The sequence below is a fragment of the Streptomyces sp. NPDC026673 genome (assembly GCF_040638135.1).
Taxonomy (GTDB): Bacteria; Actinomycetota; Actinomycetes; order Streptomycetales; family Streptomycetaceae; genus Actinacidiphila.
In genome coordinates, this window is record NZ_JBEZXR010000030.1 from 63,538 (window position 1) to 78,254 (window position 14,717).

General features: G+C 62.1%; 11 protein-coding genes. 8 read left to right on the plus strand and 3 right to left on the minus strand.

Annotation, left to right across the window (positions count from 1 at the left end; all coding sequences use genetic code 11):
- Positions 1-18: 18 nt before the first annotated feature.
- Entirely contained in the window at positions 19-1,377 is a 1,359-nt protein-coding gene (locus AB0F62_RS21290; RefSeq protein WP_361801036.1) for an FtsK/SpoIIIE domain-containing protein, read from the minus strand.
- Between the two features lie 3 nt (positions 1,378-1,380).
- A complete protein-coding gene (locus AB0F62_RS21295; protein WP_361801039.1) occupies positions 1,381-1,731 on the minus strand; it encodes a hypothetical protein in 351 nt (116 codons plus the stop codon).
- Positions 1,732-1,944: 213 nt separating this feature from the next.
- Here AB0F62_RS21295 and AB0F62_RS21300 point away from each other — a divergent pair, with 213 nt between their 5' ends.
- Genes AB0F62_RS21300 through AB0F62_RS21310 form a run of 3 tightly spaced genes read left to right on the plus strand, consistent with a single transcriptional unit; the run spans position 1,945 to position 3,438 of the window.
- Complete coding sequence (locus tag AB0F62_RS21300) at positions 1,945-2,625, plus strand: XRE family transcriptional regulator (RefSeq protein ID WP_361801042.1); 681 nt, start codon at positions 1,945-1,947, stop codon at positions 2,623-2,625.
- Positions 2,622-2,936, plus strand: coding sequence for a hypothetical protein (locus AB0F62_RS21305; RefSeq protein WP_361801045.1), 315 nt, complete (start codon positions 2,622-2,624; stop codon positions 2,934-2,936). Before AB0F62_RS21300 ends, AB0F62_RS21305 begins: the two co-directional genes overlap by 4 nt.
- Positions 2,937-2,967: 31 nt before the next feature.
- Entirely contained in the window at positions 2,968-3,438 is a 471-nt protein-coding gene (locus AB0F62_RS21310; RefSeq protein WP_361801048.1) for an NUDIX domain-containing protein, read from the plus strand.
- Here the strand turns inward: AB0F62_RS21310 and AB0F62_RS21315 are convergent.
- Positions 3,426-3,986, minus strand: a complete 561-nt coding sequence (locus tag AB0F62_RS21315; protein ID WP_361801051.1) for an HD domain-containing protein — start codon at positions 3,984-3,986, stop codon at positions 3,426-3,428. The genes AB0F62_RS21310 and AB0F62_RS21315 overlap by 13 nt on opposite strands.
- Before the next feature lie 86 nt (positions 3,987-4,072).
- On the opposite strand from AB0F62_RS21315, the gene AB0F62_RS21320 reads away from it, so the two are divergent.
- The 5 genes from AB0F62_RS21320 (at position 4,073) to AB0F62_RS21340 (ending at position 14,577) form a co-directional block, all read left to right on the plus strand.
- The gene (locus tag AB0F62_RS21320; RefSeq protein WP_361801054.1) at positions 4,073-4,537 is read left to right on the plus strand and encodes an NUDIX domain-containing protein; all 465 of its coding nucleotides are present in this window, start codon (positions 4,073-4,075) and stop codon (positions 4,535-4,537) included.
- A 9-nt stretch (positions 4,538-4,546) separates the two neighbouring features.
- The gene (locus tag AB0F62_RS21325) at positions 4,547-4,921 is read left to right on the plus strand and encodes a hypothetical protein (protein WP_361801057.1); all 375 of its coding nucleotides are present in this window, start codon (positions 4,547-4,549) and stop codon (positions 4,919-4,921) included.
- Between the two features lie 610 nt (positions 4,922-5,531).
- Positions 5,532-8,753, plus strand: coding sequence for a helicase-related protein (locus AB0F62_RS21330; RefSeq protein WP_361801060.1), 3,222 nt, complete (start codon positions 5,532-5,534; stop codon positions 8,751-8,753).
- Between the two features lie 827 nt (positions 8,754-9,580).
- A complete protein-coding gene (locus AB0F62_RS21335) occupies positions 9,581-11,605 on the plus strand; it encodes a hypothetical protein (RefSeq protein WP_361801063.1) in 2,025 nt (674 codons plus the stop codon).
- An 8-nt stretch (positions 11,606-11,613) separates the two neighbouring features.
- Positions 11,614-14,577: a DUF499 domain-containing protein gene (locus AB0F62_RS21340; RefSeq protein WP_361801066.1), complete on the plus strand. Its 2,964-nt coding sequence runs from the start codon at positions 11,614-11,616 to the stop codon at positions 14,575-14,577.
- Positions 14,578-14,717: the final 140 nt, after the last annotated feature.

Consider the following 14,717-nt stretch of genomic DNA (forward strand, 5'->3'; position numbering starts at 1 on the left):
ATCGTTCTCCTTCCGAGGTCAGGCAGCTTCGGTCAGCTGGGCGGGTGCGTGGAGCGGCTTGGGCGGGATCACGGGCGGCAGGGCGGGCCGGAAGGCGGCGAGTTCGGGCAGTTCCGGGGTCAGGTCCGCGTGGCGGTTGCAGACGTTGGCCGCGTGCCGCAGCGAGGTGAGTGGTGTCCGGGTGCGGACCCAGCCGCCGGCGGAGTCGGCGGCCACGGCAACGCCGGGCGTCTCGGTGGGGATCTGGATCGCCGCGAGGACTGCGTCCGGGGCGATGTCGCCGAATGCCATGTTGGCGCTGGTCTCGTCGTTGACCCGGTGTGCGGTCCGGCAGGTCAGTTGGGCGCGGAGCATGGTGATGCCCTTGCCGAGTTCGGAGCCGAAGCGCTGGCCGCACACCTCGACGTAGATGCCGGCGGCGCGGCCGAGCTGGGCGAGGCTGACCAGGGTGGTGATGATCCGGTCGCGGCGCTTCTCTTCCTCCTTGGTGGCGTAGAGGGCCAGTTCCGCCACTTCGTCGATGAGGAGCACGACCGGCACGGGACGCAGGTGCTCGGGCAGGTCCCAGATGTCGGCGGCGATCTCCGCGTCGGGGGTGTCGGCGCTCACGCGCTGTTCGCGGCGTATGAGCTGGTAGACGTCCGTCATGCGGTCTGCGAGTGCGTCCAGGAGGTCGGCGGCGGTGTCGGGGTTGTCGGCTAGGGCCGAGAACCTGCGAGCGAGCGGGGACAGCTCGACGCCTTGCTTGCAGTCGATGCCGACCAGGGCGACATGCTGCTTGGCGAGTTCGGTGACGAGCCTGCGCTGATAGACGGACTTGCCCGACTGCGTGGCGCCGATGTTGAGCGCGTGCGGCACCTTCCGGTAGTCCCGGTAGTGGACTTCCCCGTCATCGCGCAGCGCGACAGGTACGCGCATCGGTGTCGCGTCGACTTTCGCGGGCATCTGCACCCGCTTGAGGACGTCGTAGCCGGTCATCCGCAGCTCGACCACACCGGAGCGGATCTCGCGGGCGGTGACCGCGTACATGGCGAAGGAGTGCCGCAGCCGGTCGGAAGTCGCCGCGAAGTCGAAGGCGTCCTGTCCGGGGCGCATCTTCAACCGCAGCACCAGGCCGGTCCGGGTCGGCCGCACGCGTAGGACGCGAGGAGCCCGCGGGCCCGGTACGGGGCGGTTGGCGGCCCGGGCGAGCGCCATGCGCCAGCGGGACGGAGGGACGGTCAGCCCGCAGGCGTCCATCACCGACCTGTAGCGGACGGCAACCCGGAGCAGGGCAAGCGAGACCCCGAACGTCAGCCAATACCAGGCGGGGCGCCGCCACCGCAGAATCAGGGCGATGGCGGCGACCAGCAGCAGCGCGAGCGTGAAGCGGGTCATGGGTCAGGCCGCCTTCGCGGCGCCGGCGGCGAGCGAGGTGACCGCGACCGCGCGGAAGCTGATGCCGTGGCGGCGCTGGCCGTTGAACTCGTTCTCCCACGGCCGGGCCACCAGGCCGGTCAGCGCGACGGGCGTGCCCATCACCAGGTCACCCGAGATGCCCGGCTCCGGGACGGCCACCGACAGGATCTCGACCTCGCCGTTCGATGCGAACATCACGTCGACGGTCATCATCGTCGCGCCGGTCTCGGCGTCCGTGGCGATCTCGCCGGTACGGCGGTCGCGGACCTTGGGCTGGGGTGCCTGGGCCACCATCACGGTGGCGGCGGAGGTGTCCACGGGGATCTGACGCATCGTCTGTCTCCTGTTGGAGTAGGCGTTCCGCCGTCGTTCGGCGGTGACTACAGGAGACCGCGAGAGGTAGTGGACGCATCACGGTCCGTATGGACGTTTGGGGACGTCTGAGCTATCGTCAAAACGTCCCTGGCGTCCCCTCAGGAGGGCACGACGATGGCGAACGAGCGGTTACGCGCGGCGATTTCGGCAAAGGGCGAGACCATCCAGTCCGTGGCGGACCACGTCGGGGTTGATCCCAAGAGCGTGGAGCGCTGGATCACCACCAACCGCACACCTCACCGGGGCCACCGCTGGACGGCCGCGAGCTTCCTCGGTGTCGACGAGGTCTATGTGTGGCCGTCGGTCCAGAAGCAGGCCGAGACGGCGAGCACATCCGAGCTGATCACGTACTACCCGCACCGCGGAGCGGTCCCGGAGGCCCTGTGGTCATCGCTGATCGAGCAGGCCACCAGCCACGTCGAGATCCTGGTCTACGCCGGGCTGTTCCTCTTCGACAGCCACCCCGACCTCCCCGACCAGCTGGCGGAGAAGGCCACCGCCGGTGCCCAGGTGCGGATACTGCTGGGCGACCCAGACTCGGAAGCGGTCCGCCAGCGCGGCGACGAGGAGGGGATCGGCGGGGACCTGGCCGCGCGGGCCCGGATCACGCGCCGCTACCTCGAACCGACCATGGCCACACCAGGCGTGGAGGTCAGGTCGCACGACACGATCCTGTACAACTCCATCTACCGCTTCGACGACGACGTCCTGGTGAACCCACACGTCCTCGGAGCTCCCGCCGGCCAGAACCCGGTCCTGCACTTCCGCTACCTGCCCGGCGCCCGCACCTTCCGGCACTACATGCGCAGCTTCGACTACGCATGGGAGCGCGGGATGCCCGCCGTCCGATGACCGCCGACCTGCCCCTGTTCGCCGACGTGTTCCCGGAGCTGGCCTCAGACATCCTGCGCCTGCTTGAGCCGGACGGCGGGGTTCTCAGCGAGCAGATCCCAACGCTGCGGTACTACGGCGTATGCACCTGCTCGGCCACATGCTGCAACCTTCTGACGTCGCCCCAAGGCACGCCCACTCCCTACATCTGCCCACTGGAGGAGGACGACGAAGTGGTGATCTGGCTCAACCTCGACCCGACCGGAACCATGATCGTCGACATCGAGATCCTGGACGGAAGGGACCTCGGAGAAGCCGCACGGCGCCCCTGACCACGAACGAGGCATGTGCGACGCTGGACGCATGGCCCGCGTCGACTACTTCAACGACCCGAATGCCCCGAAGGCAAACAGCATCGTCCCCTCGGTTACAGCAGTCGCTCTCAACGAGGCCGGGGAGATCCTGCTCATCCACAAGACCGACAACAACCTGTGGGCACTGCCAGGCGGAGGCATCGACGTCGGGGAGTCCGCGCCGGCCGCAGCCGTGCGGGAGACGAAGGAAGAGACCGGGTTCGATGTCGAGGTAACCGGCTTGATCGGCATCTATACCAACCCGGCGCACGTCATGGCCTACGACGACGGCGAGGTACGCCAGCAGTTCTCCATCTGCTTCCACGCCCGCATCACCGGCGGCAAGCTCCGCACCAGCAGCGAAAGCAAGGAAGTGGCGTTCGTCCACCCGAGCAAGCTGGATGGACTGAGCATCCACCCGTCCATGCGGATGCGGATCGACCACGGATTGGCAAGTCGCGCCCAGCCCTACATCGGCTGATCGCCGAGACGAGCCTGCGCTCTCCCGACAGCTGCACGCAAGTACGGGCGCGCGTTACTGATCGCCGTGTGCACTTCGCTGCCCGGCGCGTACCGGACCAGAATCTCGTCCATGCGCTGCTCGAAGTCGAAGGCTTGGCCGGCGGGGCCCGTCGTCATGTCGGCGCAGATGAGCGCATCGAGCAACGGGGAGTCCTCCCGCTCATACACCGCCAGCTCCGCCGACAACCCGCGCTGCTCCGCTTCATAGACGGCACCCGAGTGATGGGCGACCAGGCGCACGAGCCGTCCAGGAGCGCCCAGAGCTTCCAGGTGCCGTGCACCGTCGACCGGGTGGAAGCCAGTGTCCCGAAGCTCCGGGGCGTAGCCGATGTCGTGCAGCCAGGCGGCAGCCACCAAGAGATCACGCTCATCCACCGGCACAGCCGCGGATACCTCCCGGGCGCGCGCTGCGACGGCCTGCGTATGCAGCCATCGGTTCCCAAGCGGCGGCAACAACGACTCGGCCAGTTCGGCCGCTCCCTGGGGCGTGTCCAACGCAGAAGGCATGGACCGCACGGTAGCCGAGCACCTTGGACACCCGACAGTCCTGGAGCTCCACTAGTTGATCAAGGTGCAGCAGAACCTCGCCCCCTATGGTTCAACAGGTGAGTACATCGCAGGCATTGGCGTCAACGACACCACTGCACTCGGTATCCGTGGCCGGAGCCGTGGTGCGCGAGGACGGCCGGCTCTTGGCGATCCGCCGGGCCGACAACGGCGCTTGGGAGCTCCCGGGCGGTGTCCTGGAACTGGACGAGGCCCCCGAGGACGGCGTCAAGCGCGAGGTCTGGGAGGAGACCGGCATCCACGTCGAAGTCGACCAGCTCACCGGGGTTTACAAGAACACCGCCCGCGGCATCGTCGCCTTGGTCTTCCGCTGCAAGCCCTCCGGCGGCACCGAACGTACCTCCGAAGAGTCCATAGCCGTCGACTGGCTCACGCCCCAAGAAGTCGCCGAGCGCATGTCCGAGGTCTTCGCGGTCCGGCTCCTAGACGCCCTGGACGATGCCGGTCCGCACGTCCGAAGCCACGACGGCAAGCGCCTGCTTCGCCGGTAGGGTCGCCGCATGACTGAGCCAGCTGCAGCACGGCCAACCCCCAGGCATCTGACAGAGCTGACCGATGTCTACGACTTCCTCGACGAGGTACGGCTGCGTCCGGGGATGTGGGTGCGGGGAAGTTCCCTCCAGCACCTGGAGTCGATGTTGCTCGGGTACGGCGCGGCGATGAAGGTACACGGCATCGAGGCAGCGTTTGACTTCTGGAGCCCTGGCGCCCAGAGGCCGTTCGCTGAGTGGCTTTGGCGTCGCAACGGCCGGCACAGTCCCCTGGGGTGGGCTGTAGAGATCGAGCGCGAGGCGCAGGAGTCCGAGACGCCTGCGATCGAGCTGTTCTTCAGCCTGCTTGATCAGTACCGAGCCGAGCAGCTACCCGTGCGGTAGAACTTTCCCTACTTCATCAAGGCGCTCCCGCCGCGCACAGCGCGGCGGCGCGCGGCCCGGCGCCTCGGCCCGACGCTCCTGCCTTCGTCCCGCTCCGGCCCGGCCGCCAGCCGCACGCCGAACGGCGAAGGGTTGCTGAAGGAAAACCCCGCTGCGGCTGGGGCGGTCAGCTCCGCGGCTTTAGCCACCTCCCCGGTCCGGGACCCGCGCCGAACAAGACCAGGGGGCCACTCGAACACATTACGGGCAGGGACAAGCCTGCCCGAGTTGCCAACCAGCGTACGGCCCCCTGATCATGCTCGGCCCCAACCCAGGCAGGCCACCGGCCAAACCCGCTGCGCCAACCCTGTGAGCAGGCGCCACCTATCGCGCCGGTGCGAGCAGACCCAGCACCCCCTCAGTGCGAGACAACTCGCACGAACGACTCGAACTGAGATCGATCTGAGCCGGTGACAGCAGCCACGCCGCGCCATATCCTGTTGCATTCAGCCAAGTTGCGGCGGCACACGTAGCCGTTCTCAAGCGGCTGGGCGCTCCTTCGCAAGTCGCTCGACCTGGTGGCACACCTGCGAGGAACGAGGCCACTGCGGGTACGGGCTTGGGGGGCAAGATGGCAGTCGAGCTGCCTGAGAAGGGTGCGCAAGTGCGTGTGGACGGTGCCTTGGTCACCGTACGCGACGCTGACTTTGCCGGGGACGGGACGATTGAGCTCTTCGTCATCGATGCCGCTGGCGCGCCAAAGCGCATACTGCTAACAGATGCTCAGCTGGCTGATGGCCTTGTCCCCATTAACGACCGCGGTGGAGATCCTGAGCGGGCACTCACCGGCCTCTGGGGTCGATGGATGCAGCACGCCGTTCCGCGCATACGCTCGGCTGTATTGGCGACCCGACCCCTGAAGCCTTATGCCCACCAAGACGAGGCCGTACACGGGCACATGTTGAACCAGCCTCGTCTCCGTTTTCTGTTGGGTGACGAGCCTGGAACCGGCAAGACAATCATGGCCGGCATGTACCTCACAGAAGGTAGGCGGCTCGGACTGATCCAGGGGCGTACTGCGATCATCGTGCCCGCACATCTAGTCACAAAATGGGAACGGGACCTTCTGCGTCTCTTTGGCGTGCAGGCAAAGCGCATAACAGCAGCGATAGCCGCCGACCCAGCAGACCTCGATCCACGATACGACACATGGCTGGTCTCGCTCGACCTGTTCACTCATAATGCCGAGGTAAGGCGAAAAGTAGCCGGGTCACGTAGTTCCTGGTCTCTCGTCGTGTTCGACGAAGCCCACAGGCTCACTCCAACAAGTCAATTCCTCGCAGCGGCACGTCAGGCCGCAGACTGCAGCCATCACCTGCTACTCATGACGGCAACACCGCATCGGGGCAAGGAACACTATTTTCGCGGCCTCATGAATCTTCTGGATCCGACTCTCTACCCATGGGATCCACGAACTAACGACTACGACACCTCACTGGTGCCCTCAAAGTTGTCATTCTTGCGTCGCATGAAGGAAGACCTTGTAGGCCATGATGGCACCAAATTGTTTAAGCCGCGATTCTCCGAAACAATTCCCGTAGCTCTCAACGGGTATGAGTCAGCCGCCTACGACTCTGTGATGGACTACGTCGATACCTTCTATGCAGACTCCGCCGCGCTGGCCCGTTCCATCTACGGAAAACGCGCAGCATCCTCGCTATACGCCGTCGCGTCGACCTTACAGCGCCGGCAGGTTGCACTTAAAGGCTCGGCGCACGAACGGTCCCAGCCAGCACCTCCAGACGACCTCATTACTGCAGCTGGCCTCGGCACTGCAGCAGATGATGATGAGGCGTGGGAAAAGGCCGAAGCCGCATTGGTGGCTGCTCGCACCAAGAACAAGTCCGCCGAACTCACACGAGTAAGCACCCTTCTCCAAACCCTGGCTCACGCCCAAACTGCTGAAACGCCTGCGAAGTGGCTCCACCTCATCCACGTCATGGAACGGCATGAAATACGCCCCGGTCATGGGCAACTACTCGTTTTCACGGAGTTCGCCGACACAGCGAAATGGCTAAAAGCTCGGTTTAGGGACGCCGGCTACACGACCGACCTACTGGAAGGGTCCGTCAATCACAAGACTCGCGATGAGCTACAAGAAAGATTTCTTGCTGGAAAATTCCAGGTCCTCATATCGACCGACGCAGGCGGCGAAGGAATCGACCTGCAGTCCGCTCACGTGATGGTGGATTGGGACCTTCCCTGGTCAATGGTTCGTCTTGAGCAGCGAATGGGTCGACTTCACAGAATTGGACAAAGAGAGTCCGTCTACGTTTACCATCTGGTCGCACCTCACACTCGGGAGGGGCGCGTCCAACAGGTGATGCTGACGAATCTGGAGCAGGCTGGAAGGTCTTTGGATGGAAAAATCTATGACCTTCTCGGCGCCAGCGCCGACCGCGCAGGATTCGATTGGGGGAAGGCCATGGTCGACGCACAAGCGGGTCGTAACGTCGCCATTCCTGACACTCAAACCCTTATAGCCTCCGCTCAAGCACTCGTAGACGAGGAACGCTTTCTAGCTACTCCCGCCAACGTGTCAGACGCCCTAGAAAGATTCGCCGCCGACCGACTCGAGGCAATCAACCCCATTATCGTCGAGGCCATGGTGGAGCAACTCGGCCGCAGCGAAGGATGGATGCTTGGGCCCGGGCCTGCACGAGGCATACGTTCCTTGGAGGCAACCAGGTCACCTCTCCCAGGTGCGCTCGGTGGCTCGTGGAAGGCATTTGTTGCTGCTGCAGGTGACTCCGTTCGCCAGGCCATCAACGATGGTGCAGCTGGCTTGGACGATGTCATCGTCCTCGGACCGACTGAGGAGGCATTCCAGGAACTTGTGGCACACGCTCTAGCAACTGGCGAGGCCGATCTAGTACGCGGAGCCACGCTAGTAGACAGCGGATCACTGACTTCGTATGAGCTAACCCTGTTTGACGCCGACGTACAGGTTCACGACGGCCGTACCAGAATTATCCGCAAGGCCCCGATTTTGATCCGATGTTCATTGGGGCAAAGCATCCCGGTCGCCTGGGACTCTTTGATGAAGTTGCGCGCAGCCGGCCAGGGCGATGCTCCGCCCACAACCCCTAACGCCCTCCCGCCTGGGGTTCGTCATGATGCCCACAATGCGGCACGCCTCACCTTGCGTCAACAGGTGCAAGCCCTAACAAACGAACGTGAATCATGGGTTGCGGCCGCACGCTCCCAATTGGACACGACGCAATATCGATTTGAAGAATCCATCGCTGATCGATCACTGAACGAGCGCCGCGTCCTACTAGACCAGTTTGCTGCCGCTAAGTCATCTCGCGAAGAGGTCCTTAAAGATATTTCTCTGGTAACGGCCAGTGCCGTGCGTCTGATTGGGTGGGTAAGCGTCGTCGGCGGCGCCAGGATAGAAACTCTCGGATACGACCCGAACGCAGAAAAGGTCGCTATCGCGACAGTGGTAACAGAACTTGAACGTCTCGGGTTCGACGTCGATGACCGCCAAAGCGCGGGACTGGGCTACGACCTCTACGCACGGCACAGGGTGACTCGCGAACAACGACTCGTTGAGGTCAAGGGACAACAGGGAGCCCTGAGACCAATATGGCTCGAACAAAACGAGTGGGCTCAAGCGCAGCAGAGAACTGACACCTACTGGCTTTACGTAGTCACCTCTTGTGCAACAAAACCAACTGTCGTCCTGCGGCAACAGGATCCTGCCGCTGCCCTGAGTGGCCCTCAGCGTATCGAGCGTTTCCGAATCCCACTCTCTGAGCTCGCCCGACTAATTGGAGAACAGCAGTGACAACCGGTCCCGTGTCGCCCACAACGGCTGGCGCTAACACCGAACCACCGGTGGCTCAAAGCTCGCCATCCGACGCTGTGGCACGGATGATCGATACGTGGTTCCCTTGCACCGAGGTTGACGCCGCAGTGGCTACCCCTGCGGGCTCAGGCCGCAGCGAGAAGGCTCTATTCACATGGTTCGCATCTCGGCCCATTGCTCAGGCTCGTGCTGCTGTTCTCTGTGCTCTACTTCCCGACACCTCTAGCAACCGCGCCGACATCAGGCTCGCGGTGTTGACCGGCGACAACGGTGCGCTGTCCCGGCTGCGTCAGAGGATAGCGGAGCAATACCCCAGCAAGCCCCCCGTGGTACTGGATATGTTCTCAGGGCGCGGAATCATTCCGCTTGAGGCAGCGCGGCTGGGTGCAACTGCTATGGGCACTGACCTCTCACCGGTAGCAACCCTGGCCGGCCGGCTGCTCGCGGATTACCCATTGCAGGACTGGTCAAGTGAGTCACCTTTGCCTTTCGGTTTGCCGGGTCATCCCGACGCGGCAGCAGACTCTGACGAAGCCGGGAATGCTGCCACTGCGACCTTGGAACTTGAAGTAGCACCTGACGAACCTCGATTGCTAGGCGACGTTCGCACCGTGCTCGCCGAAGTAGGTCGCCGCGTCGAGGCGAGAGTCGAGGGGTTCTACCCGCGTTCGAGCAGCGGAACGCTGCCGTGGGCATACCTGTGGGCAGTGACCATCCCATGCGACGGTTGCCGTCGCAGGTTTCCACTTATCGGATCAATGGCGCTTCGACACCCGTACGTACGGACTGGAGATTTGGGGCAGGCCATGCGCCTGAGCACCGAAGGCGACGTCTGGAAGGTCGAAATTCACTCTGGGCCCGCCATGCAGGACGCTACTTTTGTCGCCCCCGAGGGGAAGCGAGGTAAGTCTGCCCGCTGCCCATTCCCGAACTGCGGCCACCCGCATACCCTAGACGTAGTCAAGGCAAAGGGGTTTGCACGACAATATGCAGATGCCCTCTTGGCCGTTGTGGAAACGAATCCAGAAACCAATCAGAAGATCTTTAGAGTTCCACGCCCCGAAGAAATCGAGGCTGCCGAGAGAGCAAATCCTCGGGAGCTTCAAACGTTTGACAACCTAAGCCCAATCCCTAATGAAGTAATTCCCGATGGGAACAAAGATAACGTACGCGGGAGCGGCTACGGATACACCACTTACGGTTCCCTGATGAACGGTCGACAGGCCGTACTTTTTTCGACCACCGCACATGTAATTCGACAGATTCACGACGAGTTGGCTGCTGTCGTCTCACCCGAGTATGCCGCTGCCCTTGCGGGGTACGCGTCGAGCAACATCATGCGCCAGATCAAGCACAGCACTCGGGGAGCCAATAGTCGGGCACATGGCAGGGTGGACGGAACGGAACAAAATCGTGTGCAAGTCGACCACATTTTCTCATCGCAATCTGTAATCAAGCATCAATTCGACTACCTTGAGGTGGGACCGGGAGACGGCCCAGGTACATGGTCGTCAGTGTCTGTAAGCCTTATCAACGCGCTGAAAAAGATCCTGGAGGAGACGCACTCGTCGGGCAAGCCGGGACGGTTCCGTCGCGCCTCAGCTGTCGCACTACCTTTCCGCGATGCGACCGTTGATGCTCTCGTATGCGACCCCCCGTATTACGACATGATTGCATACGCCGACTCTTCTGACCTGTTCTACGTGTGGTTTAGAAGGTCGCTTGGTAAATCCATGCCTGGCCTATTCGATGGAAGCGCAGACGGGCCCGACGGACTCCAGGATAAATCTGACGAAATCATCGTGAAGGGTCGTGGGGCGAAGGGCGCTGGAGATCACCGATCGAGCGAAGAGCGCTACGAGGCCATGCTGGCCAGATCTTTCACGGAAGCGCGCCGCGTGCTGAAGAGTGACGGACACCTGACGGTAATCTTTGGGCATTCAGATCCAGAAGCGTGGAAACGCCTCCTCACTGCGCTGACGGATGCTGGGTTCGTCGTGACGTCTTCTTGGCCGTCACGGACCGAAACCGCGGTGACCGGTGTCGCGACGATCTCTGTGACCGTATCTATTGGCGCCCGCGTCGCACCTAACCGCCGGCCTGTCGGTATTGCAGCGCAAGTGGACGCGGATGTGGTCGCGGATGTAAAGGCTCGTTGCCGAGGTTGGGACCTCGATGGCCTAGCACTCGAGGATCAGCTAATGGCGTCATACGGGGCGGCGCTGGCTATCGTGGGTCGCTACGAGCGCGTCATCACCCCAAGCGGTGATCGCGTGCCCCTGGAGCACTACATGACATTGGCGCGTCGGGCCGTGCGAGACGCGGTTGCTCTGCGGCTGGATGAGCTGCCTCTGGAAACCTTCGACCCTCACACACGCCTTGCTGTCTTCTGGCATGAGCTCTACGGGCGAGCCGATGTCCCAAAGGGCGAGGCGCGCTTCTTTGCCCAGTCCGATGATCTGCGCCTGGAGGACTTGCGGGGTCCCATCCTCACGGAGACCAAAGCAGGCTACCGGCTACGTCACGATGCGCCCGGAAAAGTCACTCCTTCCTCAAGCACCTACGAAGTGATCCGCGCCATGGCAGCCCACTGGCCATCGGGTACAGAGGCTGTAGCAGCTGCGGTTGCAGACGCCGGCTTGTCCCCAACGGACGCACATCTGTGGGCCGTTATCGATTGGGTGGCCGCCAAGTTGCCTGCATCAGACCCTGTTGCAATCGCCCTAGCTGCGATCAAGCGGAATCGGGGGACCGTGCAGGCATCCGCCGCGGTCGCTACCTCGCCCGCCAGACACGCGGATAACACTCCCAATCAGTCGAGCCTTTTCTAGGAGATGACGTGACCGCCACCCCGAATCCCGTCGCTCACTGGGCTGACGTACTGAAATTGCGCGACGAGGTAAGGCAGACTGATGGCTCTGTCGGCGAGCTTCAGATGAGTCTCACCAAGGCTGTCTATCAGACCGTTCCAGTTCCCTATGCCAGCTCGACATATTACACAGATATCACCCAGCCGACGCCCAAACTCGTCGGATTTCTGGGCCGCGTTGCAAGACGCCTGGGCGTAAGCGATCTCGAAACGCAGGCATGCTTCCATCTCGATCAAGGAATGGGCGGAGGGAAAAGCCATGCCCTAGTGGGCATTTGGCATATGATCAACCACCCTGAGGCCTTCTTTGGATCTGAATTGGGGCGAGCGGTAAAAACCGCTGCTGGGGCTGGGCGTCACGAGGTCGACTTGTCGCACGTGGTTCCAGTTATATTGACCTGCGACGGCATGTCTCCAGGAAGGAAAGATCCTCGATTTGGGCCCGCTACGGATCTTTTTGGGCGCTTCCTCTGGCTGCTGTTTGCGGATAGCAAAGACCGGATGGGACGCTACCAGCACTACAGCGGACTCGGCGCAAATAAGGCCACCTTGCAGTCAGCCTTTGCCGAAATAGATCGTCCTGTTCTGATCTTGATCGACGAGCTCATGGATTACGTCATGGCGCTGACTGATGAGAGCGCCATCGGCGGAATGCCGGGAGAGCAAGCATTTCTTAATGCTTTGACCGATGCAGTTGACGACCAGCCCGGTGTTGCCCTCGTCTTGGTAATGATCAAAAGCGAGGAAGATGAGAGCGGCTATCATCCCGCGGCTGAGGCACTTCGGGACTATCTGAGTCCACGTTTGCAGCGTAATGGCGAGACAGTTACGGTAACGGAGCCGTCAGACTTTGCGCAGATCATCCGCCGCCGTCTTTTCATGCGTGCTGACACCGCAGATGTCGCGGCAGTGACAGCTGCGGCTTTTATCGCGGCTGGCCAAGAGGGCCCATGGAAAGACCAGGTATACAGTCCCCTTGGTAGCAACCGGACATTGGCTGGCCTGCCGGAACGAATTTCCGACACCTACCCTTTCCACCCTGAATTGTTTGCGCTCGTAAGCAAAGAGTGGACCGTCGTCCAGGCTTTCCAGCGCGTACGGTCAACTGTCTCAATTTTCGCACGCACTGCTCTCCATTGGAGCACTGAACGCTCGGAAGGGCGTTGGGCACCTCCGCTGATCGGTGTTGGCGATATTCCGCTACACACCGATGCCCTAGAAGCCTTGCTTTCGAGCGGAATTCTCGCTGGCAACGACCGAGCGATTCAGGGATATCGGGCAGTCGCGACCACCGACATCGTGAACACCGGTGGCGCAGGTGGTACAGCCTATTCCCTTGATGAGGCCCTGGGGGCGAACGGAGTCAATGCTGGCCAGCCGTACCCTGCGCGACGGATGGCCACTGCGTGCCTTTCATACAGCCTCGTACCACGCCCTCGTGCGGCTCGAGGAGCTGTTAAGGCAGAATTGCTCGCTGCCATTGCCGGACCAGGCGTCGAATACTCGGCCGCAGAAGAGGTCTTTAACGCGCTCGTCGCGAGTCCTGCTGATGGGGGCCTCGGCGCCTTGGAGCGTACACGTCCTGCAGGCAGAGGGCCTGAGCGCTTCTACTTGTCCATCAAACAGACCCTGAACATGTACCACGCAAACGCGCTAACAATGGTTAGTTCGGAAGACTCCCTAGATACCGTATGGGCACGGGCTCAGGCTCATGCTGACAAGCACTGCTTCTCCGCTCTGCATAAACTCTCGCGCCCTCGCCCTGAGGGCTCCGCGAGCCTAGTATTTGCAGGATTGGATTCTCAACAGACTCGCCTGGTCATACTTGACCCACGACGCTGGACCTTGCTGAATGGACGGGATCGCGCCACCCGCGCGGACATCGATATGGCGTACGGTGTATCAGCCGGATTGCCCAGTACTTTTGCGGCTTCCATGGTCATGGCTGTCGCCACTACACAACGGCGTGATCGGGCCAAGGCATTCGCACGCGATTTCCTAGCTTGGAATCAGGTGGTTGCGCAACTGGGAGACGAGAGCGAAGAGCTTCCTGAGGCACGCTCACGTCGCGACGAAGCTAGCCGAAAGCTGGACGACGCTGTCATTTGGGCATACCAGCACTACGCCTATTTGCTTCGGACAGACAATGGGCTCACCGTTCAATACAAGACTCTGCCAGAGCCTCAAACTTCCCTTTCAGGCCGTCATGTGTGGACTGCCTTGGTGGCGGACGGACGCGCAGTTCAGTCGAACCAACTGTCTGCGGACTATGTGGCACAGTTGATCAAGGCGGGCCGCTACGGTCGCGATCTCACACCCAAGGAGCTCTTCGCCTACCCGTACAGTGATCCAACTTGGCCGTTGATACAGACGGACGAAGAAATGCGCCAGGCTCTGTTTAAGCTGGCGACATCCCCCGACTGGATGCTGACGGATAGCGACGGGCTGGAGATCCGCCCTGCGAGTGCGGCACAAATACAGTCGGCGACTCTGCAGCAACAACTTCGCCCTCGAGTGACCGAAGAGCCAGCAGAGTCGTCGGCGCAAGGTGAAACCGTCGCCGCGGAGACGGTTGGGCACGGAAAAAGGGCTGTAGGGGGGCGAGTCAATGAACTAGATTCCGCTGATCTTGATGCAGCAAAACCCTCAGTGCCGACTTCAGTAGCGGCTGATGCATCAGAGAAGACCTTTGAAACTACGACCATCAACATACCCTTCTCGTCGGTCACTGATCCTTTGAAGCGCGACCATGTCTGGCACCTTGTACGCGAAATTGCCTCGCTGATAGATCCAGCCAGAGGTAGCCAGAACGACCTACAAATGATCGGTCTCCAGGTGACAATTTCGGCGGCTACTGGTGAAAGTCTGCCGGTTATTACAAAGGCGGCTCAAGTCCCGAACGCGACTTTCCGCACGGAAGACGATGATTTGTAGTGGGACTGTCTCCTCCAAGGCTCGGGCTCCCCGGCGACTCCTGCCCCGTCTCCGCCGCCGTCCTTGGAGGCAAGGCGCTCGGCCTATTTGTGGACGAACACCCGCCTCGGCATTCACAGCTGGGCTCTGACCAGCTGAGA

Bases quoted from the DNA above. Each gene is read 5' to 3' on its own strand.
- AB0F62_RS21295 (WP_361801039.1), bottom strand. From the start codon at position 1,731: ATGCGTCAGATCCCCGTGGACACCTCCGCCGCCACCGTGATGGTGGCC.
- AB0F62_RS21305 (WP_361801045.1), top strand. From the start codon at position 2,622: ATGACCGCCGACCTGCCCCTGTTCGCCGACGTGTTCCCGGAGCTGGCC.
- AB0F62_RS21335 (WP_361801063.1), top strand. From the start codon at position 9,581: ATGCGCCTGAGCACCGAAGGCGACGTCTGGAAGGTCGAAATTCACTCT.
- AB0F62_RS21325 (WP_361801057.1), top strand. From the start codon at position 4,547: ATGACTGAGCCAGCTGCAGCACGGCCAACCCCCAGGCATCTGACAGAG.
- AB0F62_RS21330 (WP_361801060.1), top strand. From the start codon at position 5,532: ATGGCAGTCGAGCTGCCTGAGAAGGGTGCGCAAGTGCGTGTGGACGGT.
- AB0F62_RS21310 (WP_361801048.1), top strand. From the start codon at position 2,968: ATGGCCCGCGTCGACTACTTCAACGACCCGAATGCCCCGAAGGCAAAC.
- AB0F62_RS21290 (WP_361801036.1), bottom strand. From the start codon at position 1,377: ATGACCCGCTTCACGCTCGCGCTGCTGCTGGTCGCCGCCATCGCCCTG.
- AB0F62_RS21315 (WP_361801051.1), bottom strand. From the start codon at position 3,986: ATGCCTTCTGCGTTGGACACGCCCCAGGGAGCGGCCGAACTGGCCGAG.
- AB0F62_RS21320 (WP_361801054.1), top strand. From the start codon at position 4,073: ATGGTTCAACAGGTGAGTACATCGCAGGCATTGGCGTCAACGACACCA.